Source organism: Kineococcus mangrovi, assembly GCF_041320705.1.
Lineage (GTDB): Bacteria > Actinomycetota > Actinomycetes > Actinomycetales > Kineococcaceae > Kineococcus > Kineococcus mangrovi.
Window position 1 is genome coordinate 475,516 of the sequence record NZ_JBGGTQ010000004.1, and the last position, 24,825, is coordinate 500,340.

Annotated in this window: 23 protein-coding genes; 10 read left to right on the plus strand and 13 right to left on the minus strand. The window is 74.7% G+C overall.

Going from position 1 to position 24,825, the window contains the following annotated elements:
* The first annotated feature begins 46 nt into the window (after positions 1–46).
* A complete protein-coding gene (locus AB2L28_RS11185; RefSeq protein ID WP_370718808.1) occupies positions 47–1,624 on the plus strand; it encodes a PHP domain-containing protein in 1,578 nt (525 codons plus the stop codon).
* Between the two features lie 25 nt (positions 1,625–1,649).
* Here the strand turns inward: AB2L28_RS11185 and AB2L28_RS11190 are convergent, their stop codons facing one another.
* Genes AB2L28_RS11190 through AB2L28_RS11205 form a run of 4 tightly spaced genes read right to left on the minus strand, consistent with a single transcriptional unit; the run spans position 1,650 to position 5,530 of the window.
* Positions 1,650–2,888 carry a DUF418 domain-containing protein gene (locus AB2L28_RS11190; protein WP_370718809.1) on the minus strand — a complete coding sequence of 413 codons (1,239 nt, stop codon included), beginning with the start codon at positions 2,886–2,888 and terminating at the stop codon, positions 1,650–1,652.
* A gap of 32 nt (positions 2,889–2,920) precedes the next feature.
* Positions 2,921–3,145, minus strand: coding sequence for a helix-turn-helix domain-containing protein (locus AB2L28_RS11195; RefSeq protein WP_370718810.1), 225 nt, complete (start codon positions 3,143–3,145; stop codon positions 2,921–2,923).
* A complete protein-coding gene (locus tag AB2L28_RS11200; protein WP_370718811.1) occupies positions 3,142–3,801 on the minus strand; it encodes a DUF2975 domain-containing protein in 660 nt (219 codons plus the stop codon). The genes AB2L28_RS11195 and AB2L28_RS11200 overlap by 4 nt, the downstream gene beginning before the upstream one ends.
* A 49-nt stretch (positions 3,802–3,850) precedes the next feature.
* Complete coding sequence (locus AB2L28_RS11205; RefSeq protein WP_370718812.1) at positions 3,851–5,530, minus strand: phospho-sugar mutase; 1,680 nt, start codon at positions 5,528–5,530, stop codon at positions 3,851–3,853.
* A gap of 56 nt (positions 5,531–5,586) precedes the next feature.
* Here AB2L28_RS11205 and AB2L28_RS11210 point away from each other — a divergent pair, with 56 nt between their 5' ends.
* From AB2L28_RS11210 to AB2L28_RS11220, 3 genes are all read left to right on the plus strand, one after another.
* Positions 5,587–6,594, plus strand: a complete 1,008-nt coding sequence (locus AB2L28_RS11210; protein ID WP_370718813.1) for a CobW family GTP-binding protein — start codon at positions 5,587–5,589, stop codon at positions 6,592–6,594.
* A 132-nt stretch (positions 6,595–6,726) separates the two neighbouring features.
* Entirely contained in the window at positions 6,727–7,719 is a 993-nt protein-coding gene (locus AB2L28_RS11215; RefSeq protein ID WP_370718814.1) for an ATP-binding cassette domain-containing protein, read from the plus strand.
* Positions 7,716–8,516 carry an ABC transporter permease gene (locus AB2L28_RS11220; RefSeq protein WP_370718815.1) on the plus strand — a complete coding sequence of 267 codons (801 nt, stop codon included), beginning with the start codon at positions 7,716–7,718 and terminating at the stop codon, positions 8,514–8,516. Before AB2L28_RS11215 ends, AB2L28_RS11220 begins: the two co-directional genes overlap by 4 nt.
* Positions 8,517–8,524: 8 nt before the next feature.
* Here the strand turns inward: AB2L28_RS11220 and AB2L28_RS11225 are convergent, their stop codons facing one another.
* Together AB2L28_RS11225 and AB2L28_RS11230 are read right to left on the minus strand one after the other, a co-directional pair.
* Positions 8,525–9,364, minus strand: coding sequence for a purine-nucleoside phosphorylase (locus AB2L28_RS11225; RefSeq protein ID WP_370718816.1), 840 nt, complete (start codon positions 9,362–9,364; stop codon positions 8,525–8,527).
* Between the two features lie 21 nt (positions 9,365–9,385).
* Positions 9,386–9,850 carry a gamma-glutamylcyclotransferase family protein gene (locus AB2L28_RS11230; protein ID WP_370718817.1) on the minus strand — a complete coding sequence of 155 codons (465 nt, stop codon included), beginning with the start codon at positions 9,848–9,850 and terminating at the stop codon, positions 9,386–9,388.
* A 29-nt stretch (positions 9,851–9,879) separates the two neighbouring features.
* Between AB2L28_RS11230 and AB2L28_RS11235 the strand changes: the two genes are divergently transcribed.
* Positions 9,880–11,322, plus strand: a complete 1,443-nt coding sequence (locus AB2L28_RS11235) for an NAD(P)H-quinone dehydrogenase (protein ID WP_370718818.1) — start codon at positions 9,880–9,882, stop codon at positions 11,320–11,322.
* 54 nt (positions 11,323–11,376) lie between these two features.
* On the opposite strand, the gene AB2L28_RS11240 is transcribed toward AB2L28_RS11235, so the two are convergent.
* The 3 genes from AB2L28_RS11240 to AB2L28_RS11250 form a co-directional block, all read right to left on the minus strand.
* The gene (locus tag AB2L28_RS11240) at positions 11,377–13,221 is read right to left on the minus strand and encodes an acetyl/propionyl/methylcrotonyl-CoA carboxylase subunit alpha (protein WP_370718858.1); all 1,845 of its coding nucleotides are present in this window, start codon (positions 13,219–13,221) and stop codon (positions 11,377–11,379) included.
* 116 nt (positions 13,222–13,337) lie between these two features.
* Complete coding sequence (locus tag AB2L28_RS11245; RefSeq protein WP_370718819.1) at positions 13,338–13,979, minus strand: Maf family protein; 642 nt, start codon at positions 13,977–13,979, stop codon at positions 13,338–13,340.
* A gap of 91 nt (positions 13,980–14,070) precedes the next feature.
* Positions 14,071–15,723 (minus strand): DUF885 domain-containing protein, encoded by a 1,653-nt coding sequence (locus AB2L28_RS11250; RefSeq protein ID WP_370718820.1) that lies wholly within the window; start codon positions 15,721–15,723, stop codon positions 14,071–14,073.
* Between the two features lie 109 nt (positions 15,724–15,832).
* On the opposite strand from AB2L28_RS11250, the gene AB2L28_RS11255 reads away from it, so the two are divergent.
* Positions 15,833–16,633, plus strand: a complete 801-nt coding sequence (locus AB2L28_RS11255; protein ID WP_370718821.1) for a biotin--[acetyl-CoA-carboxylase] ligase — start codon at positions 15,833–15,835, stop codon at positions 16,631–16,633.
* On the opposite strand, the gene AB2L28_RS11260 is transcribed toward AB2L28_RS11255, so the two are convergent.
* Positions 16,574–17,161: a GtrA family protein gene (locus AB2L28_RS11260; RefSeq protein ID WP_370718822.1), complete on the minus strand. Its 588-nt coding sequence runs from the start codon at positions 17,159–17,161 to the stop codon at positions 16,574–16,576. The genes AB2L28_RS11255 and AB2L28_RS11260 overlap by 60 nt on opposite strands.
* A gap of 89 nt (positions 17,162–17,250) precedes the next feature.
* On the minus strand, positions 17,251–17,373 hold the full coding sequence (locus AB2L28_RS11265) for a hypothetical protein (RefSeq protein WP_370718823.1): 123 nt from the start codon (positions 17,371–17,373) through the stop codon (positions 17,251–17,253).
* Positions 17,374–17,520: 147 nt separating this feature from the next.
* Here AB2L28_RS11265 and AB2L28_RS11270 point away from each other — a divergent pair, with 147 nt between their 5' ends.
* Entirely contained in the window at positions 17,521–18,783 is a 1,263-nt protein-coding gene (locus AB2L28_RS11270) for a 5-(carboxyamino)imidazole ribonucleotide synthase (protein ID WP_370718824.1), read from the plus strand.
* The gene (purE, locus tag AB2L28_RS11275) at positions 18,776–19,297 is read left to right on the plus strand and encodes a 5-(carboxyamino)imidazole ribonucleotide mutase (RefSeq protein WP_370718825.1); all 522 of its coding nucleotides are present in this window, start codon (positions 18,776–18,778) and stop codon (positions 19,295–19,297) included. Before AB2L28_RS11270 ends, purE begins: the two co-directional genes overlap by 8 nt.
* A gap of 247 nt (positions 19,298–19,544) precedes the next feature.
* Here the strand turns inward: purE and AB2L28_RS11280 are convergent, their stop codons facing one another.
* Positions 19,545–20,018 carry a DIP1984 family protein gene (locus AB2L28_RS11280; protein ID WP_370718826.1) on the minus strand — a complete coding sequence of 158 codons (474 nt, stop codon included), beginning with the start codon at positions 20,016–20,018 and terminating at the stop codon, positions 19,545–19,547.
* 82 nt (positions 20,019–20,100) lie between these two features.
* On the opposite strand from AB2L28_RS11280, the gene AB2L28_RS11285 reads away from it, so the two are divergent.
* Positions 20,101–21,390 (plus strand): alpha/beta fold hydrolase, encoded by a 1,290-nt coding sequence (locus AB2L28_RS11285; RefSeq protein WP_370718827.1) that lies wholly within the window; start codon positions 20,101–20,103, stop codon positions 21,388–21,390.
* Between the two features lie 107 nt (positions 21,391–21,497).
* Complete coding sequence (locus tag AB2L28_RS11290) at positions 21,498–23,270, plus strand: S8 family serine peptidase (protein WP_432526141.1); 1,773 nt, start codon at positions 21,498–21,500, stop codon at positions 23,268–23,270.
* 56 nt (positions 23,271–23,326) lie between these two features.
* On the opposite strand, the gene AB2L28_RS11295 is transcribed toward AB2L28_RS11290, so the two are convergent.
* Complete coding sequence (locus tag AB2L28_RS11295) at positions 23,327–24,562, minus strand: LCP family protein (protein ID WP_370718828.1); 1,236 nt, start codon at positions 24,560–24,562, stop codon at positions 23,327–23,329.
* Positions 24,563–24,825: the final 263 nt, after the last annotated feature.

Consider the following 24,825-nt stretch of genomic DNA (forward strand, 5'->3'; position numbering starts at 1 on the left):
GAGGGCCGTTCGGGGGATGCGTCCGGCGCACTGAGAGGGTGGGACCGTGGCCGCCCACCCGCACGAGCACCCGCACGAGCACGCCCACCCCCACTCCCACGCGCACCCGCTGCCCGCCGACCCGGCGTCCACGCCGGGGGACGACCGCGAGTACGCCTGGTACGCCGGGGACCACCACATCCACACGACGTTCTCCCGCGACGCCATGTACTCCGTCGACGACCAGGTGCGCCGCGGCCACGCGTGCGGGCTGGACTGGATGGTCATCACCGACCACGGCGGCCCCGACCACGCCAAGCAGTCCGTCGCCCTCCAGACGCCGCTCATCGCGCAGGCCCGCCGACGCCACGACGTCCTCGTCTTCCAGGGCATGGAGTGGAACATCCCCGGCGCCGAGCACGCCACGTTCATCGCCCCCGAGCACGAGGGCACCCCGGACCTGCTGCAGCGCTTCGAGCGGACGTTCGACGGCGAGGTCCTGTCCGCCCGGCACAACCCTGGCGGGCCGCGGCGCATCCAGGACACCTTCGAGGCCGGCCCGGTCGCCGAGCAGCTGGGCCTGGACGCCCTCGCCTGGCTCGCCGAGGAGCTGCGCACCGGCCCGGTCGGCGAGGCGCTCGTGCTGTCCAACCACCCCATGCGCACGGGCCGGGTCTCCCCGTCGAAGGTGCGGGGCTGGCGCGACGCCGCCCCCGGCCTGTTCGTCGGCTGGGAGGGGGCCCCGGGCCACCAGGCCGCTGCGCTGCCCGCGCCGCTGGGTCGCGGCCGCGGTCGGGGCCAGTACGACGAGGTGCCCGGTCCGGCGTCCTTCCCCGGCTACGACCTCGACCAGTACCGCACGTGGGGCGGGTTCGACGCCGGGACCGCCCGGATGGGCGGGTTGTGGGACTCCCTGCTCGCCGAGGGCCTGCCGTGGTGGATCACCGCGAACTCCGACAACCACTTCGACATCGGCGACACCGTCGCCGTCGGCAACCCCTCCGCCGAGCACTACCGCCGGCACGGCTCGCGCGGGGAGCCCGTCGAGACGGGCGTCGTGCAGCACGGGTACGTCGACTTCGCCCCGGGGTTCTACTCCCGCACCTGCGTCGGGTCGACCACCCGCGACTACCGGTCGGTCATGGCCGCGCTGCGCTCAGGCCGCGTCTTCGTCGTCCACGGCGGGCTCGTACGCGCCGTCGAGGGACGCGTGCGCACCGGCCCCGGCCCCGGCGTCACGTTCGGCGCCCGCACCACCGTCGAGCGGGGCGGGGACGTCGAGGTGGAACTGCGCGTCGACCCCGCCACCGAGGCCAACGGCAGCGGCGAGGTGCCCCGGTCGGCGCGCTGGGACGTCATCGTCGGCACCGTCACCGGCCGGGTCGCCGACACCGACCGCGACCTGTTCGAGGCCCCCGGCACCCGGGTCGTCGAGAGCTTCGAGGTCCCCGCCCGCGCGACCGGCCGGCAGGTGTTCCGGACCGTCCTGCGCAACGTGGCCGACCCCCTCTACGTCCGGTTCCGCGGCAGCGACGGCCGCCACGCCGACGCCGACGGGCACCCCCGCGTCGACCGCATCGGGGACTCCGACCCGTGGGACGACCTGTGGTGCTACACGAACCCGGTGTTCGTCGACGTCGTGTGATGCGCGGCCCGAGGCGGGTGCCGGGTCAGCGCGCGTCCGCCACCGCCGGGCGCGGGTAGGTCAGCCGGCGCAGCAGCGTCTCGGCCGGCCCGCGCCGCCCGGCTCGTTCCAGCGCCACGGCCAGCGCCACCGTCGCCGCCCACGTGGCGACCGCGACCAGCGCGATCGACCAGCTCGACAGGTGCTGCCCCCACCCCAGCCCCCACGCGCTCATCAGCGGTGCGAACACCACCGACTGCGCGAGGTAGCAGGTCATCGACCGGCGTCCGGTGGCCTGCAACGCCCGGACCACGGGCCCGCGCCGTGCACCCCACCGGACGGCCAGGAGACCGAACAGGGCGGCGTACCCCAGGCCGCAGGCCAGCCCCGCGCAGTTCTGCAGCAGGAGCAGGCCGAGCCCCACGGACCCGTCGGCCCTCAGCACCCCGAGGTTCTGCAGGGCCGTGACCGACCCTGCCCCCCACCCCACCGCGATGCCGGTCACCGCGGTCCACCTCAGCAGCCGCAGGTGGTCCGCGGGCCGTTCCAGCACCTGGTGGCGAGCGGCGAGGAAGGCCACCAGCACGGCGAGCGGCATGACCAGCAGCAGCCAGTCCAGCAGCAGCTGGAGCAGCCAGTACCCGAACCGCACCGCGGCCGCGAGCAGGTGGTCCTCCATGGCCGCCGGTTCCGGCAGCGCCGTCAGGTCGCCGTCGACCGTCGCGGGACCGGTCGGGGCGGTGGCGCTCGCCCACGCACCCACCAGGGCCGTCGACAGCAGCAGCAGACCGGTCAGGATCCCGACCCACACCGCGATCGTCCGGTCACGCCGGTCGAGGAACGCCGCGGTCAGGACGAGCCCGATGAGACCGTAGGCGCCGATGACGTCGCCGGACCACAGCAGCAGAGCGTGCACGGCGCCGAACGCGACCATCCACCCGTGCCGGCGGCGCAGCAGCCGCCGCGCCTCGTCGTGGGGGACGCCCGCGGTGTGCTGGCGCCGGTGCAGCTGGACGATCCCGTACCCGAACAGGAAGGCGAACACCGGGTACGTCCGGCCGTCGACGAGCACCAGCGCGAGGGTCTGCACGACCCGGTCGGCCACCCCGCCTTCGACCGGGTGCGCGCCGAACGCGCCCGGGGCCGTGCCCCACAGGTGCAGGGGCGCGTTCGCCACCGCGATGAGCAGCAGCAGCGCCCCACGCGCCACGTCCGGCGCCGGGCTGCGCGCGTCCAGCGGGGTGGGAGTCGCGATCGGGGCGGTCCGGCGGCCGGTGCTGTCCACTGGGTGATCCTCCTGCCCGCCGGGTGTCCCGCTCACCGCGGCTGCACGCTGAACAGGTCGCCGGGCTGGCACTGCAGCACGTCGCAGATCGCCGTCAGGGTCGAGAAGCGGACCGCGCGGGCCCGGTCGTTCTTGAGCACCGACAGGTTCACGACGGTCACCCCGACACGGGCGGCGAGCTCGGCCAGCGTCATCCCGCGGTCGGTGAGCAGCCGGTCGAGGTGGCAGACGACGCGGTGCGGGGCGTCCTCGCTCACACGAGCCCCTCGCTGTCGGTCTGCAGGCGCCGGCCCACGTCGAGCGCGCCGGCCAGCAGGAAGAGCAGGAGCACGAGCACCAGCGAGGTGTGCAGGGGGAACCCCCACGCGGGCGACCAGCCCGACCCGCCGAGCCGGTGCAGCGCGAGCACCGTGGCCAGCGGCGTGAGCAGCGGGGCGACGTGGGTCGCGACGAGCGCGGCCACGGCGATCCCGCGCAACCGGCCGGCGTTCCCCGGCGCGAACGGGTCGCCTTCGGCGAACCGCCGCAGCAGGGGGGTCAGCCAGACGAGTGCCACCCCGACGGCGGTCCACGCGAGCGGGGTGCCGGCCGCTGCCAGCAGGCGTTCGACGGCGCCCCCGTCCACGCGCAGCACCGGGCTCACGGCGGAGCCCTCGTCGCGGACGGTGCTGCCCGGGGGTGGTGCGGGGTAGAGGACCGTCCCGTCCGCGGTTCCCGTCACGGCCCCACCCGAGGGGGTGACCGGCAGGTCGAGCGAGGTGGGCACGGGGCTCAGCGCGATGGCGGCCGCGACGACGAGGCAGAGGGCGCCGATGCGCCGCGAGAAGAAGGCGCACAACGTGATGACGTGCGGCCGTGTGTGGACCCCGAACCGCCGCGCGATCCGCGGGACCATCGACAATCGATACGCCATGGCGTGAGCGTGACACATCGACAGTCGATGCGTCACGCGTTCCGGGGAATCAGGCCGTGGCCGCTCGCACGTCGGCCAGGACCGCGTCGAGGCGCTCGCGGGCACCGGCCCGCACCGCGGCCAGGTCCGCCCCGGCCGGCACGTCGGCGACGACCTCGCAGTAGCACTTCAGCTTGGGTTCGGTGCCGCTGGGGCGGACGACGACGCGGGTCCCGTCGGCCGTGCGGAACCGCAGGCCGTCGGTCGGCGGCAGCCCGTCGAGACCGTCGGCGAGGTCCTCGGCCGACGTCACCGGCGAACCGCCGAGCGCCGCCGGGGGTTCGGCGCGCAGCCGGGCCATCGTCGCGGGGATGACGGCGAGGTCGTCGACCCGCACCGTCACGGGCGCGGTGAGGTGCACGCCGTCGGCGCGGTCCAGGTCGTCGAGGACGTCGGGCAGCGTGCGGCCCGCGCCGAGCTCGCGCCGCACGACGGTGGCGACGAGCAGGGAGGCCGAGATGCCGTCCTTGTCGCGCACGACCTCCGGCGCGACGCAGTAGCCGATGGCCTCCTCGTAGCCGAACGTCAGCTCCGGGACCCGGGCGATCCACTTGAACCCCGTCAGGGCGGAGGTGAACCGGGCCCCCGTGCGGGCCGCGACCCGCTGCAGCGCCTGGGAACTGACGACCGAGCAGGCCAGGACTGCGCCAGGCGTGGCGAGTTCCTGACCCAGCAACCTGCCGAGTTCGTCACCGGTGAGCTGACGGAAACCGTCGGGGGTCGGCACGGCGACGCAGCACCGGTCCGCGTCGGGGTCCACGGCCAGCACGACGTCGGCCCCGATGTGCTGCGCCAGAGCCACGGCGCGGTCCAGCGCGCCGGGTTCCTCCGGGTTCGGGAACGGCACCGTCGGGAACGCCGGGTCGGGGTCGGCCTGCTCGGTGACGGAGTGGACGTCGGTGAAACCGCCGCGGCGCAGCACCTCCAGCAGCACCGGACCCCCGACGCCGTGCATCGCGGTGACCACGATCCGCGGGTCGCGCCCGGGGGTTCCCGCACCGACCGCCGACCCGATCGCAGACAGGTAGTCCGCCACGACGTCGTCGCCGAGCACGGTCCACCCCCCGTCGGCGCGGGGCAGGTCCCGCAACCGCCCGACCGCCGCGATGCGCTCGGCGATCTCGGCGTCCACGGGCGGCACGATCTGCACCCCGCGGCCCTCGGTCCCGGTGGCCCGGGCACCGAGGTAGACCTTGTACCCGTTGTCGGCCGCCGGGTTGTGGCTCGCGGTGACCATCACGCCCGCGTCGGCGTCCAGGTGCCGCACGGCGAACGCCAGCACGGGTGTCGGCAGGGGCCGCGGCAGCAGCAGCACCTCGCACCCGGCCGCCGTCAGCACCGCGGCGGAGTCGTCGGCGAACTCCCGCGAGCCGTGGCGGGCGTCGAGACCCACGACGACGCGCGGCCGCGGGAACCGCTCGGTGAGCCAGGCACCCAGACCCGCCGCGGCGCGCTGGACGACGGCGCGGTTCATCCGGTGCTCCCCGGCGCCGACGCGGCCGCGCAGCCCCGCCGTGCCGAACTCCAGCGGCCCGCGGAAACGGTCCCGCAGCTCGGCGGTGGCCTCGGCCGAGCCGGCCCGCGACGCGTCGAGCAGGGTCTGCAGCTCCGTCCGGTCCCGCTCGTCGGGGTCGTCCTCGATCCACGCCTCCACGCTGGCACTGACCCGGTCGTTCAACGGTGCGCTCACGGGCCGCAGCCTACGAGGGGCGGTGCGGGGGGAGGGGCCGGGCGGACGGTGCGAGCATGGGCGGCGTGAGCACCCCCGTCGTCGTCCTCGCCGGGTTCCTCGGCGCCGGCAAGACGACGGTGCTCAACCACCTCCTGCGCTCGGCCGCCGACGTGCGGCTCGGCGTCGTCGTCAACGACTTCGGCGCCGTCGGCGTCGACGCGATGCTCGTGTCCGGGTGGGCGGACAGCACCGTGTCGCTGGAGAACGGCTGCCTGTGCTGCTCCACCGAGGACGGCACCGTCGACGAGCTCCTGGCGCGGCTGACGGCCCGGCGGGGACGGGACGCGCTGGACGCGGTCGTCGTGGAGGCCAGCGGGGTCGCCGACCCCGCGGCGATGGTGCGGCAGGTCCTGGCCAGCACGGTGCCCGGTGTCCGGTACGGCGGTCTGGTGGTCGTCGTGGACGGGGTCGAGTTCGAGACCGTCCGGCGGCGCCACCGGCAGCTCGACGACCACGTCGCGATGGCCGACGTCGTCATCCTCGCCAAGACCGACCTGCTCGACGGTGCGGCCGTGGCGCGGCTGAGCGCCCGCTGCCGGGAGCTGAACCCGTGGGCGCCGCTCGTGCCCGCCGCCCGCGGGTCCCTCGACCCGCGGCTGCTGTTCGAGGCCGGGCCCCCGCGCACGCGGCAGCTCGCGCTGGGGGAGGCGGTGCCCGACGAGGCCGAGCACCTGCACTCCTGCTACGACGCCGTGGAGTTCCGCAGCCCCGAACCGCTGGACCCGCGCCGGTTCACGGCCTTCCTCGACGACCGGCCCCCGGGGGTGTTCCGCGTCAAGGGACCCGTCCGGTTCGCCGGCGCGGACGAGCGGTACCTGCTGCAGACCGTCGGGGCGGCCGTGCGGTTCACCCGCGGGCCCTGGCCGCGGGGTTCGGCGCGGACGACGGAGCTCGTGCTCATCGGTGCCGGGCTCGACGCCCCCGCGCTGCTGGCGGGCCTGGCCGCGTGCGTCCGGGAACCGGGGGAACCGCCCGACGAGTGGGCGATGATGGGCGTCCTGCGCAGCACCGAGGGGGCCTGAGGTCGCGCGTCCCGTCCCGCCGATGAGTTCCGCCCCGCTCCCGGGTCGTGGGGGTGGAGCCGGCAGGCGGCTGCGAGCGGGTCGGGGACAGGAGTGGGCGTGGTGTCGGAGGTCGTCTCTAGGGTCGGGTCCATGACGGGTCGGGCGGGGCAGGCGCGGGCGGTCGAAGCCCGCGGGTTGGTGAAGCGGTACGGCGACGTCACCGCGGTGGCGGGGGTCGACGTCGACGTCCCCGAGGGGACGGTGCTGGCCCTGCTGGGGCCCAACGGCGCCGGCAAGACGACCACGGTGCGGATGCTCACGACGCTGCTGGTCCCCGACGAGGGGACCGCGACGGTCGCGGGCGTCGACGTCGTGGCGGACCCGCGCGAGGTGCGCCGGCGCATCGGGCTGTCGGGTCAGTACGCCGCGGTGGACGAGAACCTCACCGGGTTCGAGAACCTCGACATGGTCGGGCGGCTCTACCACCTGGGCCGCAGGCGCTCGCGCGAGCGGGCGAGGGAGCTGCTGGAGCAGTTCCGCCTCACCGACGCCGCGCACCGCGTCGCCAAGACGTATTCCGGCGGGATGCGCCGCCGCCTCGACCTCGCCGGGGCGCTGGTGGCCCAACCGCCCGTGCTGTTCCTCGACGAGCCGACGACGGGGCTGGACCCGCGTTCGCGCAACGACATGTGGGAGCTGCTGACGACGATGGTCAGCGGCGGCACGACGCTGCTGCTGACGACGCAGTACCTGGAGGAGGCCGAACGCCTCGCCGACGACATCGTGGTCATCGACCACGGCCGGGTCATCGCGCGCGGCACGGCCGACGAGCTGAAGACGCAGGTCGGTGGGCAGCGCGTGGAACTGGTCGTGGCCGCCGACCACGAGGTCGGCACGACCGTGGAGGCCCTGCAGCCGCTGGCCGTGGGCGAGGTGCAGGTCGACCGGCGCGCCCGGCGCGTCACCGTGCCCGTCAGCGGCGGGACGCCCACGCTGGTCGACGGGCTGCGCCGCCTGGAGCAGGTGGGGGTCGTCCCCCTCGACGCGGGGCTGCGCCGGCCCACGATGGACGACGTCTTCCTCACCCTCACGGGGAAGCCGGCGGAGGAACTGGTCACCGAGCAGGAAGGGGCGGACGCGTGAGTTCCCTCGGGACGGCCCTGGCCGACGGCTCCGTCGTCGCCAAGCGCAACCTCATCAAGATCAAGCGGATCCCGGACCTGCTGGTCGGGACGCTCATCTCGCCCATCATGTTCATCCTGCTGTTCGGGTACGTCTTCGGCGGGGCGATCGACGTGCCCGGGGTGAACTACCGAGAGTTCCTCGTGCCGGGGATCTTCGCCCAGACCGTCATCTTCGGGGCGACCATCACCGGCGCCGGCCTCGCCGACGACATGCAGAAGGGGATCATCGAGCGGTTCCGGTCCCTGCCCATGGCGCAGTCGGCGGTGCTCGTGGGGCGTACGACCTCCGACGTCGCCACCAACGTCATCGTCACCGTCATCATGTCGTTGACCGGTCTGGTCGTCGGGTGGCGGATCCGGAACTCGGTCCTCGACGCGGTCATCGCCTACGGCCTGCTGCTGCTCTTCGCCTACGCCATCTCGTGGTGCATGGCGCTGCTGGGGCTGCTCATCCGCACCCCGGAGGCGTTCAACAACCTGACGTTCATCACGATCTTCCCGCTCACGTTCCTCACGAACGGGTTCGTCCCGATCGAGAGCTACCCCGCGGCGTTGAAGGCGATCGCCGCGTGGAACCCCGTCTCCACGCTCGTGCAGTCGGTCCGGGAACGGTTCGGCAACGTCGGTCCAGACTCCGGAGCGACGTCGTGGGCCCTCCAGAACGCCGAGCTCTACACGCTGGCGTGGATCGTCCTCATCCTGCTCGTCTTCGTCCCGCTGGCGACCCGCCAGTACCAGCGGGCCGCCGCGCGCTGACGGCAGGTTCAAAGCAGGGGGACGACCCCCGCGAGGAGGTCCGCGCAGCGCCCGGCCGCGTCCCGGCCGGCCTGCAGGACCTCCTCGTGGGACAGCGGCTCGTCCGAGACGCCCGCCGCGAGGTTCGTCACGAGGGAGAACCCGAGCACCCGCATCCCCGCGTGGCGGGCCGCGACGGCCTCCAGCGCGGTCGACATGCCGACGAGGGAAGCGCCCAGGACACCGGCCATCCGCACCTCGGCGGGCGTCTCGTACTGCGGGCCGTGGAACTGGGCGTAGACCCCCTCGCGCAGCGAGGGGTCCACCGTCCGGGCCAGGGCCCGCAGCTCGGCGGCGTACAGGTCGGTGAGGTCGACGAACGTCGGCCCCTCCAGCGTCGTGGCGCCGGTGAGGTTGAGGTGGTCGGAGATCAGCACGGGGGAGCCGGGGGCGATCGAGCGGTCCAGACCGCCGCAGCCGTTGGTCAGCACGACCGTGCGGCAGCCCGCGGCCGCGGCGACGCGCACGCCGTGCGCCACGGCCCGCACGCCGTGGCCCTCGTAGTAGTGGCTGCGCGGCAGCACCAGCGCCCGCAGCGGGTCGGCGCCCTCGCGGTCCACCCGGATCGAGCGGACCGTCCCGGCGTGACCGACGACGCTGGCGGCGCGGAAACCGGGCAGCTCGGTGGCGGGCACCTCGGCGACGACCTCCCCGAGCCGGTCGGCCGCCGCCGCCCAGCCCGAGCCCAGCACGAGGGCCACGTCGTGCCGCGGCACGCCCGAGCGCTGCGCCAGGGCCGCGGCGGACTCCTCGGCGAGGGTGAACGGGTCGGTGTCGCGCCGGGCGGTGTCGGTCGAGGTGTCGGTCACGCGCGGAACCCTAGTGCCGGCTCAGGCGTCGTTGGACCGGCAGGGACGGGCCCGCAGCCCCAGGACGTAGTCGTGCGGGGCGCCCCCGGCCTCGGCGGCCTCGGCCAGCCGGCCGAGGTACTTCGCGGTGGGCAGACCGCCCTCGTAGTCGTCCAGCACGTACGTCCACGCCACGACGTCGCCCTCGAGCGTCTTCACGCGCACGCGGATCTTGCGGAACAGGCCGATGTCCATGCCCTCGGAGGCGTCCAGACGCGTCTCGTCGGCCTCGGTGAGGTCGTACAGGGCGACGTAGACCTGCTCGCCGGGCCCCTCCACGACCGTGGCCAGCGGGCCCTCCCAGCTGCGGTCCTCCCCGCCGAAGGTCAGCCGCCAGTCCTGCAGCCACCCCGTCGAGCGCAGGGGGGAGTGCGGGGCCTTCCGGGACATGACCTCGGGGTCGAGGTTGGTCGCGTAGGCGGCGTAGGAGGGCGAGGGGACGGGCACGGAGCAAGAGGGTAGGGGAGCATGGGGGTGTGAGTCCCACCAGTGCGTCCCCAGCAGCAGCAAAGGCCACCCGGGTCGCCGTGCTCGGCGGTGGCCCCGGCGGGTACGAGGCCGCGCTCGTCGCGGCCCAGCTCGGTGCCGACGTCACCGTCGTCGAGCGCGACGGCCTCGGCGGGTCCACCGTGCTCACCGACGTCGTCCCCTCCAAGACGCTCATCGCGACCGCCGAGCTCATGGCGACGGTCGACGGCGCCTCCGAGCTCGGGGTGCGCTTCCCCGGCGGGACGGCGCCCGACACCGAGCCCGAGGGCGCGGTGAGCGTCGACCTCGCCCGGGTCCACGCCCGCGTCAAGGCGCTCGCGTTCGCCCAGTCGATGGACGTGCGCGCCCGGCTGGAGAAGGAGGGCGTCCGCATCCTGTCCGGAGCCGGTGCGCTGGAGGGCCCGCAGACGCTCGTCGTGCGCGAGGGGGAGGACGAGGGCGCCCGCGTCGAGGCCGACGTCGTCCTCGTCTCGGTCGGGGCCAGCCCGCGGACCCTGCCCGACGCCCAGCCCGACGGCGAGCGCATCCTCACCTGGAAGCAGGTGTACGACCTCACCGAGCTGCCCGAGCACCTCGTCGTCGTCGGCTCCGGCGTGACGGGGGCGGAGTTCGCCAACGCCTACGACGCCCTCGGGGCGCACGTCACGCTCGTGTCCTCCCGCGACCGCGTCCTGCCCGGGGAGGACGCCGACGCCGCCGAGGTCCTCGAGGGCGTGTTCCGCCGCCGCGGCATGGACGTCATGTCCCGCTCGCGCGCGCAGAGCGTGCGGCGCCACGGCGACCGGGTCGTCGTCACCCTCGCCGACGGACGCACCGTTGAGGGCTCGCACTGCATCGTCGCCGTCGGCGCGGTCCCGAACACCGCCGGCATCGGCCTGGAGGAGGCCGGGGTGTGGACGTCGGAGTCCGGGCACGTCGACGTCGACAAGGTCTCGCGCACCTCCACCCGCGGCGTGTACGCGGCCGGGGACTGCACCGGCGTCTTCCCGCTGGCCTCCGTCGCCGCCATGCAGGGCCGGATCGCGATGTGGCACGCGCTCGGGGACACCGTCGCCCCGCTGAAGCTGCGCTCGGTCGCCTCCACCGTCTTCACCTCCCCGGAGATCGCGACCGTCGGCTGGACGCAGGCGCAGATCGACTCCGGTGAGGCGCAGGGGGAGATCATCAAGCTGCCGCTGTCCACGAACGCCCGGGCCAAGATGCTGGGCATCCACGACGGGTTCGTGAAGCTGTTCTGCCGCACCGGGTCCGGCACCGTCATCGGCGGTGTCGTCGTGGCCCCGCGGGCCAGCGAGCTGATCTTCCCCGTCACCCTGGCCGTCGAGAAGCGGCTCAACGTCGACGACGTGGCCCACGCCTTCACGATCTACCCCTCGTTGTCGGGGTCGATCGCCGAGGCCGCGCGGCAACTGCACGTGACGGGTGAGTGATCCACCGTCACCGGGTCGGGGTCCGTGTCGTCACGGGCCCCGACCCGGTGCCGTTCAGGCGTCGACGATCTCGCAGAGGACGGCACCGGTCGTCGTGGTGTCACCGGGTTTGGCCGCGAGGCCGGAGACCACCCCGGAGCGGTGGGCCAGCAGCGGCTGCTCCATCTTCATGGCCTCCAGGACGGCGACGAGGTCGCCCTCGGCCACCGTGTCGCCCTCGGCCACGTCGATCTTCACGATCGTCCCCTGCATGGGGGTGACGAGCGCGTGCGGGTTCTGCGCCGACCCGCCGCCCTTGCTCTTCTTCTGGCCGCGGTGCGTGGCCGAGCGGTAGGCGCGTGCCACCGCAGCCCCCGTGGCGACACCGGCGCGGGAGATCTCGTGCCCGGCCCGGGACAGCTGCGCGTTGAGCTGCTCGACCGGGATCGACACCTCCAGGCGCTTGCCGGCGACCTCGACCACGATCGTCTCCCGGTGCGCCGCAGCGCCTTCGGACGCCTCCAGCGCGCCCGAACCCGGCATCGTGGACTTGTCGAACTCCGGGGACTCGATCCAGCGCGTGTGGACGGTGAAACCCTCCGCGCTCGTCGCCGCGAACGCCGGGTCCGTCACGACGGTGCGGTGGAAGGGGATGACCGTCGGCACGCCCTCGACGACGAACTCCGCCAGCGCGCGGGCCGCGCGGGCCAGCGCCTGCTCGCGCGTGGCGCCGGTCACGATCAGCTTGGCCAGCAGCGAGTCGAAGTCCTGGGAGATCTCCACCCCACCGCTGACGGCCGCCGCCCGCGGGTCGATGCCGGTGTCGACGCGCACCCCGGGACCGGACGGCAACGAGAACCGGGTGAGCTTGCCCGGACGGGGCAGGAAGTTCGCGCCGGGGTCCTCGCCGTTGATGCGGAACTCGATGGAGTGCCCGCGGGTGGGGACCTCGGAGTACCCCAGGTGCTCGCCGCGGGCGATGCGGAACTGCTCGGTGACGAGGTCGATCCCGCTGACCTCCTCGGTCACGGGGTGCTCGACCTGCAGGCGGGTGTTGACCTCCAGGAACGCCAGCGTCCCGTCGGCGGCGACGAGGAACTCCACCGTCCCGGCCCCGACGTACCCGGCCTCGGCGACGATCGCGAGCGAGGCGCGGCGCAGTTCGGCGTCCTGCTCGGGGGTGAGGAACGGCGCGGGCGCCTCCTCGACGAGCTTCTGGTGCCGCCGCTGCAGGGAGCAGTCGCGGGTGGAGACGACGACGGCCCCGCCGTGGGCGTCGGCGAGCACCTGGGTCTCGACGTGCCGCGGCCGGTCGAGGTAGCGCTCGACGAAGCACTCCCCGCGCCCGAACGCGGCCTCGGCCTCGCGGACCGCGGAGGCGAACAGCTCCGGGACGTCCGCACGGGCGCGGGCCACCTTCAGCCCCCGGCCACCGCCGCCGAACGCCGCCTTGATGGCGATGGGCAGACCGTGCTCGTCGGCGAACGCGAGCACCTCCTCCGGCCCGGCGACCGGGTCCGGCGTGCCGGCCACCAGCGGGGCACCGGCGCGCGCGGCGAGGTGGCGGGCGGAGACCTTGTCGCCGAGGGCCTCGATGGCCGCCGGCGGCGGCCCGATCCACGTCAGGCCCGCGTCCATCACGGCCTGGGCGAAGCCCGCGTTCTCCGACAGGAACCCGTAACCGGGGTGCACCGCGTCCGCACCGGCCCGCAGGGCGACCTCGACGATCTTGGAGCCGTCGAGGTAGGAGTCCTTGGCCGACGTGCCGCCCAGGGCGTACGCCTCGTCCGCGCTGCGCACGTGCAACGCGTCGCGGTCGCCGTCGGAGTAGACGGCCACCGACGCCAGGCCCGCGTCCCGCGCGGCGCGCACGACGCGCACCGCGATCTCCCCGCGGTTGGCGACGAGGACCTTCGTCACCGGACCCGTGATCCCCGACGCCGTGCTCGACGTCGGGGTGGTCGGCTCGGGGGAGGTCATGCGGCGTCTCCGGGAGGTCGAGGGTGGGGTGGGACGAGGGCTGAGACTACCCGCGCCTACGCCGGGCGCGGCGCCCACAGGTCCGGCCACGCCACACCCGCCTCGCGGACCAGCTCGCGCAGCAGCGGCAGCGAGACGCCGACCACGGCGTGGTGGTCGCCCTCGATCCCGCGCACGAACGCCCCGCCGAGCCCGTCGACCGTGAACGCCCCCGCCACCTGCAGCGGTTCGCCGGTGGCGACGTAGGCCTCGACCTCGGCGTCGGTGACGTCGGCGAAGTGGACCGTCACGCTCGCGACGCCCCCGATCGTGGCGCCCGAACCGTCCTCGCGGTCGTCGATGAGCCAGTGCCCGGTGTGCAGGACCCCGCTCCTGCCCCGCATCGCCTTCCAGCGCCGGACGGCGTCGGCGGCGTCGGCGGGTTTGCCGAGGACCTCCACGCCCTCCCCGAGGTCGACGGCCAGGACCGAGTCGCAGCCCAGGACGAGGACGTCCTCGGGCCGGTCCTCGTCCGCCGCGACGTCCTCGGCCTTCGCCTTGGCCAGCACGAGGCAGACGTCCTCGGCCTCGGTGACGCCGTAGCGCTCGACGACGGCGGGCTCGTCGACGCCGGAGACGAGGACGGCGGGGTCGAGCCCGGCCGCGCGCAGGGTGGCCAGGCGGGCGGGGGAGGCGGAGGCGAGGAGCAGCGACGTCACGGCGGCATGGTTCCACGTCCGCCCGCCTCCCCCGCCCCTGACGCCGTCGCCACCGCGCGGTGCGACGACGCGAGCGGCGGCAGGTGCGGGGTCAGGTCAGGAGCGCGGCGCGGAGCACGTCGAGGCCGACGGAGCCGACGTCCAGGGCCCGGCGGTGGAAGCCCCGGAGGTCGAACGACGCGCCCTGGGCCACCGCGACGTCGTCGCGCAGCGCCGTCCACAACCGCTCGCCCACCTTGTAGCTCGGTGCCTGCCCGGCCCAGCCGAGGTAGCGGTCGAGCTCGAAGCGCAGCACGTCGGGGTGGTTGCCGGACACCGACCGCAGGTAGGCCCACGCCTTCTCGTACGTCCAGGCGCCCCCGCCGACCTCGGCGGGGGCGGGCAGGGCGCAGTGGACCCCGATGTCGATGACGACGCGACCGGCGCGCAGCAGCTGCGCGTCGAGCATCCCGAGCACCTCACCGGGCCCGCGCAGGAAGCCCAGGTCCTGCATGAGCCGCTCGGCGTACAGGGCCCACCCCTCGCCGTGCCCGGAGATCCAGCAGCCCTGCCGGCGCCAGCGGTTGAGCACCTCGCCGCGCACGGCGGTCTGCCCGATCTGCAGGTGGTGGCCCGGGACGCCCTCGTGGTGGACGGTCGTGGCCTCCCGCCACGTCGAGAACCGCGTCTGGCCGGCCGGGACGGCCCACCACATGCGCCCCGGGCGGGAGAAGTCCTCGCTGGGGCCGGTGTAGTAGATGCCCCCGCTCGTGGTCGGCGCGATCCGGCACTCCAGCCGGCGGATCTGCTCGGGGATGTCGAAGTGCTCGCCCTGCAACGCCTCGACGGTCTCGTCGGAGCGGTCCTGCATCCACGCGCGGAAGTTCTGCGCGCCCTCGACGACGGCGGACGGTTCGGCGTCCAGGACCGCGGCGGCCGCCTCCACGTCCCCGGAACCGCAGACCTGCCGCGCCACGTCGGCCATCTCGGCGCGCAACCGCGCGACCTCCTCCAGGCCCCACGCGTACGTCTCGTCGAGGTCGATGCGCGCGCCGACGAACCACCGCGACCACAGCGCGTACCGGTCCCGGCCCACGGCGTCGGTCTCGGGGGCCCGCGGGAGCAGGTCGTCGGTGAGGAACCGCGCCAGCTCGCCGTAGGCCCGGGCCGCGGTGGCACCCGCGCGTTCGACGTCCTCGCCGCGACCGGCCGCGAACGTCGCGAAGAACCCGCCCGGCGCCGCGTACGAGGCCGCCTCGGCCGCGCACGCCCGCACCTGGCGGACCGCCGCCACCCGACCGGCCGCCGCCGCGGCCCGCAGGCTCTCGACGTACCCGGCCACGGCGGCGGGGACGGCCGCGAGGCGTTCGCCGACGACCTGCCAGTCCGCCTCCGTCTGCGCCGGCAGCAGGTCGAAGACCATCCGCAGGTCCTGCACGGGGGAGGCGATGACGTTGAGGTCGCCCAGCAGCTCCCCGGCCTCCCCGAGCGCGACCTCCAGACCGAGGCGGTCGCGCATCGCGGCGAGCGTCACCCGGTCGACGTCGTCGACGGGGCCGGACCGCTCGGCCTCCTCGAGCGCGGCGAGCGTCGCCCGGTCCGCCGCCGCCACCTCGGCCAGCCCCGCGGGGGACCGGTCGCCGAGGCCGGGCGCCGCGTCGGGCACGCCCAGACCCAGCGCGAGGGTCGGCTGCAGGCGCAGCACCGTCTCGAGGTGTCGCTCGGCCACGGCGTCGATGGCCGTCGCCGGCCGCTGCTCGCTCACGCCGCGAGCCTAGTGATCACCGCGCGGGACGACCCGTCGGAGCGTCGGGGCCCTCCCACCACGACGGCGTCCGACCACCACGAGGCGTCCGACCCGGCAGGATGACCGGGTGGAGCCCACGTGGAGCGACCTGGACCGCCCGCCCCTGCGGGCCGCCGCCGTGCGCAGGGCGCTCGTCGGACCGGGGGCCTGGACGCGGCTGGACGTCGTGGCGAGCACCGGGTCGACCAACGCGGACCTCATCGCCGACGAGACCGCCCCCGACGGCGCGGTCCTCGTCGCCGACCACCAGGACGCCGGCCGGGGCAGGCTGGGCCGGACCTGGAGCGCGCCACCGCGGTCGGCGCTCGCGGTCTCGGTGCTGCTGCGGCCCGCGGTCCCGCCCGACCGGTGGGCCCTGCTGCCGCTCGTGACGGGTCTGGCGGTCCTCGACGCGGTGCGCGACCTCGGCGTCGAGGCCGGGCTGAAGTGGCCCAACGACGTCCTCGTCACCGGACCCGGCCGGCCCGGGAAGGTCTGCGGGATCCTCGCCGAGGCGCGCGGGGACCGCGTCGTGCTCGGGGCGGGGGTCAACGTCTCGCTGCGCGCCGACGAGCTGCCCGTCGGGTCGGCCACCTCGCTCGCGCTCGCCGGGGCCGGCACGAGCGACCGCGACACCGTGCTGCGCCGGTACCTGCGCGCGTTGCGCCGGCGCGTCGACGCGTGGGCGCTGGGGGAGTCCCCGCTGCCGGACTACCGCGCCGTCAGCGCGACGCTCGGGGTGGCGGTGCGGGCGCACCTGCCCGACGGGACGACGCTCGAGGGGGAGGCGGTCGACGTCGACGACGACGGCCGGCTCGTGGTGCGGGGTTCAGGCGGCGCCCGGACGAGCCTGGCTGCGGGGGACGTCGTCCACCTGCGGCGGCGCTGACGAGTCGGCGGACGGGTCCTCCCAGCCCTCGGCGCGCAGCTCCGCCACGAAGACGAAGCGGCGGTAGGCCCACCAGCGGAACAGGGTGCCCAGCCCGACCCCGACGACCTTGGCGGAGACGTTCGAGGCCAGTGGGCCGCGCAGGTCCAGCACGTAGTAGGTGAAGCCCAGGCAGGCCAGCGAGATGAGCAGGCCGACGCCGTTCATGACGAAGAACAGCAGCAGCTCACGCGGGGCCGACGCGCGCCGGCGGTGTCGGAACGTCCAGTACCGGTTGCCCAGCCACGCCACGACGATGCTCGTCACCACGGAGATGACGTTCGCCGTCAGCGGTTTGTGGTGCAGGACTCCCACGCCGTCCGGCCCCGCGTAGCGCAACAGGTTGAAGATGCCGAAGTCCGTGACGAAGGCCACGGCGCCGACGATGCCGAACTTGGCGGCCTCGCGGACCAGGACCTCGTAGGTGTCGCGCAACCGGCGCACGAGACCCCGCTCGTCCTGCTGCTCCCCGCTCAACGCCCTGCTCAACGCGCATCCCCTCAGCCGGTGGCCGTCCGGTTCCCGATCGGTCCCGGGGTCACGCAGTCTGACGGGTCAGGCTGGGAATCGGCTCCAGGTCAACGGTCCGCCGGGACGCGTGTCTCGCGGCGCGCGCTCCGGGGGTCCAGGTGGTCCTCCATCTTCATGGCTCCGACGATGCCGACGGCGACGAACGCCACGCAGGCGATCACGGTGATCAAAGAGCTCCCCCTCCATGGGTGCGCGCCGCGGTCCCACGGCGTGCCGGGTCAAGGGTGACCCACGCCGCGCGGACGGGCATCTCGGGGTCCATCGGCCGAACGGGTGATGATCTGAGCCACCGGCCGCGCCCACTACCCTCGGACCCCGTGACCGCCTCGTCGCCCGCTTCGTCCGCCCAGGCCGATCGGCCGGACCCGGCCCCCTACGCGCGCCCCGGGGGGTTCCCCGTCGTCGGCGTCGTCGGCGGCGGTCAGCTCGCCCGCATGATGCAGCCGGCCGCCACGGCCCTCGGCCTGCGGCTGCGCGTCCTGGCCGAGGGCCCCGACGTCGCGGCGGCGCAGGTCGTCACGCCCGCCCCGATCGGTGCGGCCGACGACCTCGAGGCCCTCGTGGCGTTCGCCTCCGAGTGCGACGCCGTCACCTTCGACCACGAGCACGTGCCCGGTGCGGGGCTGCGCGCCATGGCCGAGGTGACGAGCGTGCAGCCGGGTGCCGACGCGCTGGTGCACGCCCAGGACAAGGTCGTCATGCGCGAGCGCCTCACCGCGCTCGGCGTCCCCTGCCCCGCGTGGGCGCGGGTGGCCGACCGGGCCGCGGTCGAGGCGTTCGCCACCGAGGCGGGCTGGCCCGTCGTCCTGAAGACCCCGCGCGGGGGCTACGACGGCAAGGGCGTGCTCGTGCTCGACGGCCCCGACGACGCCGGGTGGGCCACCGCCGGCGCCTGGTTCGCCGACTGGGCCGACCGCGGTGGGCTGCTCGCAGAGGAGCACGTGCCCTTCACCCGCGAGCTGGCGGCCCTCGTCGCCCGCAGCCCCTCGGGCCAGGCCGCGGCGTGGCCGGTGGTGGAGACCGTGCAGCGCGACGGGGTCTGCCACGAGGTCACCGCCCCCGCACCGGACCTGGACCCCGACCTGGCCGCGGAGCTGACCGACGTCGCGCTGCGCATCGCCGGCGGCCTGGGCGTCACGGGGGTGCTGGCCGTGGAGGTCTTCGAGGTCGAACGCGTCGTCCAGGGGGTGAGCCGGCGCACGTTCGTGGTCAACGAGCTGGCGATGCGCCCGCACAACTCCGGGCACTGGAGCATCGACGGCGCCGTGACGAGCCAGTTCGAGAACCACCTGCGGGCCGTGCTGGACCTGCCGCTGGGCTCGACGGCCCCGCGCGCACCGTGGACGGTGATGGTCAACGTGCTCGGACCGAAGGCGATCGAGGCGCGCCACGAGGACCTGTACCGGTCCTACCTGCACGTCATGGCGCACGACCCGGGCGTCAAGGTGCACCTGTACGGCAAGGAGCAGCGGCCCGGCCGCAAGCTCGGGCACGTCACCGTCTACGGCGACGACCTGGACACCGTCCGCGCGCGTGCCCGGCACGCGGCGGCCTTCACCGCGGGGGAGATCGATGAGTGACGTGCGCGTGGGCCTGGTCATGGGGTCCGACTCCGACTGGCCCGTCATGGAGGAGGCCGCGAAGGCACTGGAGGAGTTCGGCGTCGGGTACGAGGCCGACGTCGTCTCGGCGCACCGGATGCCGCACGACATGGTCGCGTGGGGCGCCTCGGCCGCCGAGCGCGGTCTGCAGGTCGTCGTCGCCGGCGCCGGTGGTGCCGCGCACCTGCCCGGGATGCTGGCCAGCGTGACCCCGCTGCCCGTCATCGGCGTCCCGGTGCCGCTGCGCCACCTCGACGGCATGGACTCGCTGCTGTCGATCGTCCAGATGCCGGCCGGGGTGCCCGTGGCGACGGTCTCGATCGGCGGGGCCCGCAACGCCGGGCTGCTCGCCGTGCGCGTCCTCGCCGCCACCGACGCCGACCTGCGCGCGCGGATGGTCGAGTTCCAGGACGGGCTGCGGCAGACCGCCCACGACAAGGGCGAGAAGCTCCGGGCCCGCACCCGGCGCGGGGGCGTCGGCTTCGGGGGCTGACGCGCCGCGCGGGCGCGAGCCCGGGACGTGAGGGGCGGCGGGTCCCCTGACCCACCCTCACCGGACGGACCGACACACGGTGGTGCTGCGTGCTGGGTGCACCGTGGATGGTGCGCGGTGCGGGGCTGCTCGGTGCGCGGAGACTCGAACTCCAGGCTGCCCTCCACCTCCAGCGGGTGGCCGATGTGCCCGCCGGCCACGTGCGGGTCGTGTCCGCTCCCGTCCGGTTACCGACTGCCGTCGCCCCTCACTCCTCCTCCGCTCTGTCCAGCAGGTCGTGGGTCCAGTTCGCCTGCTGGATCCGGCCGTCGAGGGTGCGCAGCGTGCGCGCCACCTCGTCGGCCTGCCGGCGCAGGTCGGCCACGGGCAGGGCCGACAGGTGCCGCAGCTCGCTGCGCAGGTGCCGCGCGCCCTGGCCCGCCGCCGCGTCGGCCGCCGACGTCAGCACGGCGTGCTGCAGCCGCAGGACGTCGCGGGTGGCGAGGGCGTCGGTCATCGTGCCGTCCGGGCCGAGGTCGATCCGCGCGTTCGTGCGGTTGACCTGCGCGATGAGGGTGCGCAGCCGGGACAGCACCTCGCCGACCTCGACGAGCAGGGCGGCGGCGTCCTCGGCGGGTTCCTCGCCCTCCTGGTAGCGCGCGTTCGCCGCGATGCGGCTGCGCAGCTGCTCGACCCGGCGCTGGGCGTCGGCGCGCTCGGTGAGCGCTTCGGCGATCTTCACGTCCCCGACCGTAGGCGGCGCCGGGCGCACCGTCCACGGGGTTCGCGCCGGGTGTGGACGAGGCCCCGGTAGCGTCGCCGCCGTGAGCGCCCGCACCGACGGCCCCCTGGTCACCGAGTCCCACCGCGTCGACGGCCACGACGTCCACGAGCACGTCCTCACCGTCCCGGTCGACCACTCCGGGAACCTGCCCGGGACGCTGGAGGTCTTCGCGCGCGAGTACGTCCGCGACGGTCGGTGCGACGCCCCGCGGCTGGTGTTCTTCCAGGGCGGGCCGGGGAACCCCTCGCCCCGGCCCGACGTGGTCGGCGGCTGGCTGGACCGCGCGCTGGAGGAGTTCCGGGTCGTCCTGCTGGACCAGCGCGGGACGGGCCGGTCGACCCCGCTGGACCGGCAGTCCCTCACCGGGACCCCCGCCGAGCAGGCCGCGCTGCTGCGGTGCGTGCGGGCCGACTCCATCGTCGACGACGCCGAACTGCTGCGGGCCGCCCTCGGCGGGGACACCTGGGCCGCGCTGGGGCAGAGCTACGGCGGGTTCTGCCTCACGACGTACCTCTCCCGGGCCCCGCAGGGGTTGCGCGAGGTGTTCATCACCGCCGGGTTGCCCGGGATCGACACCACGGCCGACGACGTCTACCGGCGCACGTACGCGCAGACCGCCCGCCGCAACGCCGAGTTCTTCGCCCGCTACCCCCGCGACCTCGCGGTGGCGCGCCGGGTCGCCGACCACCTGGAGGCCACCGAGGAGAACCTGCCGACGGGGGAGCGGTTGTCGGGCCGGCGGTTCCGCACCCTCGGGATCGCGCTGGGGACGGTCTCGGGTTTCGACGCGCTGCACTTCGCCCTCGAGGACCCGTTCACCACCGTCCGGGGCCGGACCCGGCTGCGTGAGCGGTTCCTGCTCGAGGTGGGTCGGCGCCTGTCGTTCGCCCCGCACCCGCTGTACGCCCTCGTCCACGAGAGCATCTACGCGCAGGGGGCGGCGACGGGCTGGTCCGCCGAGCGGGTCCGCGGGGAGTTCCCCGAGTTCGCCCTCGACGCGCCGGGGTTCTGCTTCACCGGCGAGCACGTCTACCCCTGGCAGTTCGAGGAGGACCCCGCCCTGGTCCCGCTGCGCGAGGCCGCCCACCTGCTCGCCGCGGACGCCACCCTGCCGCCGCTGTACGACGCCGACGTCCTGGCGCAGAACACCGTGCCCGTGGCCGCGGCGGTCTACGTCGACGACATGTTCGTCCCGTACGAGTTCTCCGCCGCCACCGCGCGGGCGATCCGCGGGGCCCGGACGTTCGTGACGAACGAGTACCAGCACGACGGGTTGCGGATGGACGGACGGCGGTTGCTCGACGTGCTGCTCAACCTCGCCCGACGGTGACTCGCAGAGGCAACTACCAGGGCGGAGTGTCCAAGGTCAAGGGTTGTCTGTGTGCAGTCTGTGCAGCACACTCTGCGGCGTTGATCCTTTTGAGGCAGGGAGGCCCCGTGCGCAAGATCGTCCTGTCGGCCGCGATGAGCACCGCGCTGCTCGCGACGACGCTGGCGGTGACGCAGTCCGCGTCCGCCGGCACCAGTTCCGGTTCCACCACCGGGACCACCACCCGCACCCAGCAGGGCGCGGCCACCGCGCAGCAGGGCACCACCCGCTACGTCGTCCTCTACGACGCCGGCACGAGCGACGTCATGGCCCGCGCCGCCATCGCCCAGGCGGGCGGGACGGTCCTGTCGAGCAACGCGGAGGTCGGGTACGCGCTCGTCGAGAGCTCTGCCGCCGACTTCTCCGCCAAGGCCGACGCCGCCGGCGGTCTCGTCGGCGCCGCCGCGGACCGCAGCATCGGCCAGGCCCCGGCCGACGCCGTCTCCGACGTGGACGCCGTGGAGAAGCTGTCGGACGCCGAACGCGCCACCCTGGCGGGCCGGGCGTCCCTGAAGTCCTTGGCCGCCAGGGCGAAGGGCGCCGAACCTCTCGCGCCGCTGCAGTGGGACATGCGCGCCATCGGCGCCACGCCGGACGGTTCCTACCGGGTCCAGCCCGGCAGCAAGAAGGTCACCGTCGGCATCATCGACACCGGTGTCGACGGGACCCACCCCGACATCGCCCCCAACTTCGACGCCGCGGGCAGCCGGAACTTCGTCACCGACCTGCCCGACATCGACGGCCCCTGCGAGGTCGCGTCCTGCGTCGACCCCGTCGACGTCGACGACGACGGGCACGGCACCCACGTCGCCAGCACCATCGGCGCGCCCGTCAACGGCGTCGGCATCGCCGGTGTCGCACCGAACGTGAACCTCGTGAACCTGCGCGCCGGCCAGGACTCCGGGTACTTCTTCCTGCAGCCCACCCTCGACGCGCTGACGTTCGCGGGCGACTCCGGCGTCGACGTCGTCAACATGAGCTTCTACGTCGACCCGTGGCTCTACAACTGCCAGGCGAACCCCGCCGACTCCCCGGAGGAGCAGCAGCAGCAGCGCGTCATCGTCGCCGCCGTCCAGCGCGCGATCGACTACGCCCGCAGCAAGGGCGTGCTGCCGGTCTCGGCCAGCGGCAACGAGGCCACCGACCTCGGGAACCCCGGCGTCGACATCACCAGCCCCGACTACCCGGTCGACGCCGACGGCAACCCGACCCAGGCCCGCGACCGCACCATCGACAACTCGACGTGCCTCAACGTGCCGGCCGAGAACGACGGCGTCGTCACGGTGAACTCGACCGGCCCGTCCGGTCGCAAGGCGTACTACTCCAACTTCGGGACCGAGCAGTCCGACGTCTCCGCCCCCGGCGGCGACGCCTACGACACCGCCAACGACCGCGTCTCGCCCGCCGGGATGATCCTCGCGGCCTACCCGGCCAACGTCGCGAAGGCCGAGGGCACGATCGACGCGAACGGCGAGCCCACCACCCCGTTCGTCGTGCGGCAGAAGACGAAGGACGGCCAGGACGCCTACTACCAGTACCTGCAGGGCACCTCGATGGCCGCCCCGCACGCCGCCGGCGTAGCGGCGCTCGTCGTCAGCGAGTACGGCAAGCGGGACGAGGCGCACCCCGGCACGCTGACCCTCGACCCGAAGGTCACCGAGGCGATCCTGCTGGGCTCGGCGACCGACACCCCGTGCCCGGTGCCGGCGGAGTTCACCTACCGCCGCGTCACCTCCGACGGGCCGGTCACCTCGTCGGCCACCTGCGCCGGACCGGGCGACGACAACGGGTTCTACGGTGAGGGGATCGTGAACGCGCTGACCGCGGTCACCGGGTTCTGACCCGCACGAGCGCAGCAGGACGCCCCGTCGGCCCCGGGCCGGCGGGGCGTTCCGCGTCAGGAGGTGAGGGAGCGCAACGCCTCGGTGTCGTCGGCCTTGAGGTCGGCGAACATGGCCAACGCCTTCTCGGTGTCCCACTTCACCGCGATGCCGTGCCCGGTGCGGTAGTTCGGGTCCGAGACGGGCACCGTCATGGAGATCCCGTCGGCCCCGGTCGCCGCGCGCATCCCGCGCAGGAAACCCGCGAGATCGGTGATCGAGGCGCCCTCGTCGACCGTCACGGCGTTCCCGCCGGCGGTGGCGAGGGGGAAGGCCCGGAACGGGTTCAGCAGGGTCGCCGGGCTCGCGGCCTTCGACACGATCGCGCCGAGGAGTTCGCGCTGGCGCTGCACGCGACCGAAGTCGCCCTGGTTGTCGGTGTAGCGGTAGCGGGCGTACCCCAGGGCCGTCGTGCCGTCCATCGACTGGCACCCGGCCGGGATGTCCAGCCCGGCCCGCACGTCGTCGACCGCGGTGGCCGGGCACATCGTGACCCCGCCGACGGCGTCGACGATCTGCGCGAACCCGCCGAACCCGGTCTCGACGTAGTGGTCGATCCGCAGCCCCGAGACCTCCTCCACCGTCTGCGTGAGCAACGGCGCGCCACCCATCGCGAAGGCCGCGTTGATCTTGTTCCGGTCGTGGCCCGGGATCGGGACGTAGGAGTCGCGCGGGACGCTGATGAGCGCCGCCGGCCCCCCGGAGTCGGGCACGTGCAGCAGCATGATCGTGTCCGTCCGCTGACCGGAGATGTCGGTCCCGCCCGCGGAGTACTGCGCGATCTGCTCCGGGGTCAGGCCGTCGCGGGAGTCGGACCCGACGATGAGGTACGTCGTGCCGGGGGTCGCCGCCGGCCGGTCCCCGGGGGAGGCCGCCGCGATCTGGTCGACCGAGGACCACCCGCGCCACGCCAGCGCGACGGGGTAGGTGACGGCCAGCACCGCGAGGACGGCGAGGACGGCCAGGACGCGACGGCGCCGCACGCGGGGGCGGCGACGGGGACGGTCCGGTCGCGGGGCGTGGTCGCGGGGCGCGGGCTCGGCGGGACGGTCCGTGGCGCGGTCCGTGGGGCGCTGCAGCTCGGCCAGGCGGTGCTCACGCCCGGGGGTCTGCGCGGCGGGACGTCCGGCCGCCGGGCGCCGTGCCCGGCCGTAGGTGGTGGAGTGCCACCGCTGGGCCTGCTCGGCCGAGTCCGTCCCGCCCCCGGCGCCGGACGGGTCGGGGACGTCTCGCTCTGGGGGCTCGGCCGGCATGCGATCCACCGTACGGCCGCCGCCGCCCGCCTCCAGGCCCTCCACACGCAGACGACACACTTCCCGCCCCTGCCGGGCGTCTCGGCGGGGCGGGAAGGGCGTTCTCCGCGCCGGGTCGCGCGGGGTCGCGGGGGGTGGGTCAGGCGCGGGGGCGGCCCAGGGCCCGGTAGGTCCAGCCCGCCGCGCGCCACCGTCCCGGGTCCAGCGCGTTGCGCCCGTCCAAGATCCGCTTCTCCTTCACCAACCCCGAGATCGTGGCCGGC

Bases quoted from the DNA above. Each gene is read 5' to 3' on its own strand.
- AB2L28_RS11215 (WP_370718814.1), top strand. From the start codon at position 6,727: ATGACGGGTCGGGCGGGGCAGGCGCGGGCGGTCGAAGCCCGCGGGTTG.
- purE (WP_370718825.1), top strand. From the start codon at position 18,776: ATGAGTGACGTGCGCGTGGGCCTGGTCATGGGGTCCGACTCCGACTGG.
- AB2L28_RS11200 (WP_370718811.1), bottom strand. From the start codon at position 3,801: ATGGCGTATCGATTGTCGATGGTCCCGCGGATCGCGCGGCGGTTCGGG.
- AB2L28_RS11210 (WP_370718813.1), top strand. From the start codon at position 5,587: ATGGGCGGCGTGAGCACCCCCGTCGTCGTCCTCGCCGGGTTCCTCGGC.
- AB2L28_RS11295 (WP_370718828.1), bottom strand. From the start codon at position 24,562: ATGCCGGCCGAGCCCCCAGAGCGAGACGTCCCCGACCCGTCCGGCGCC.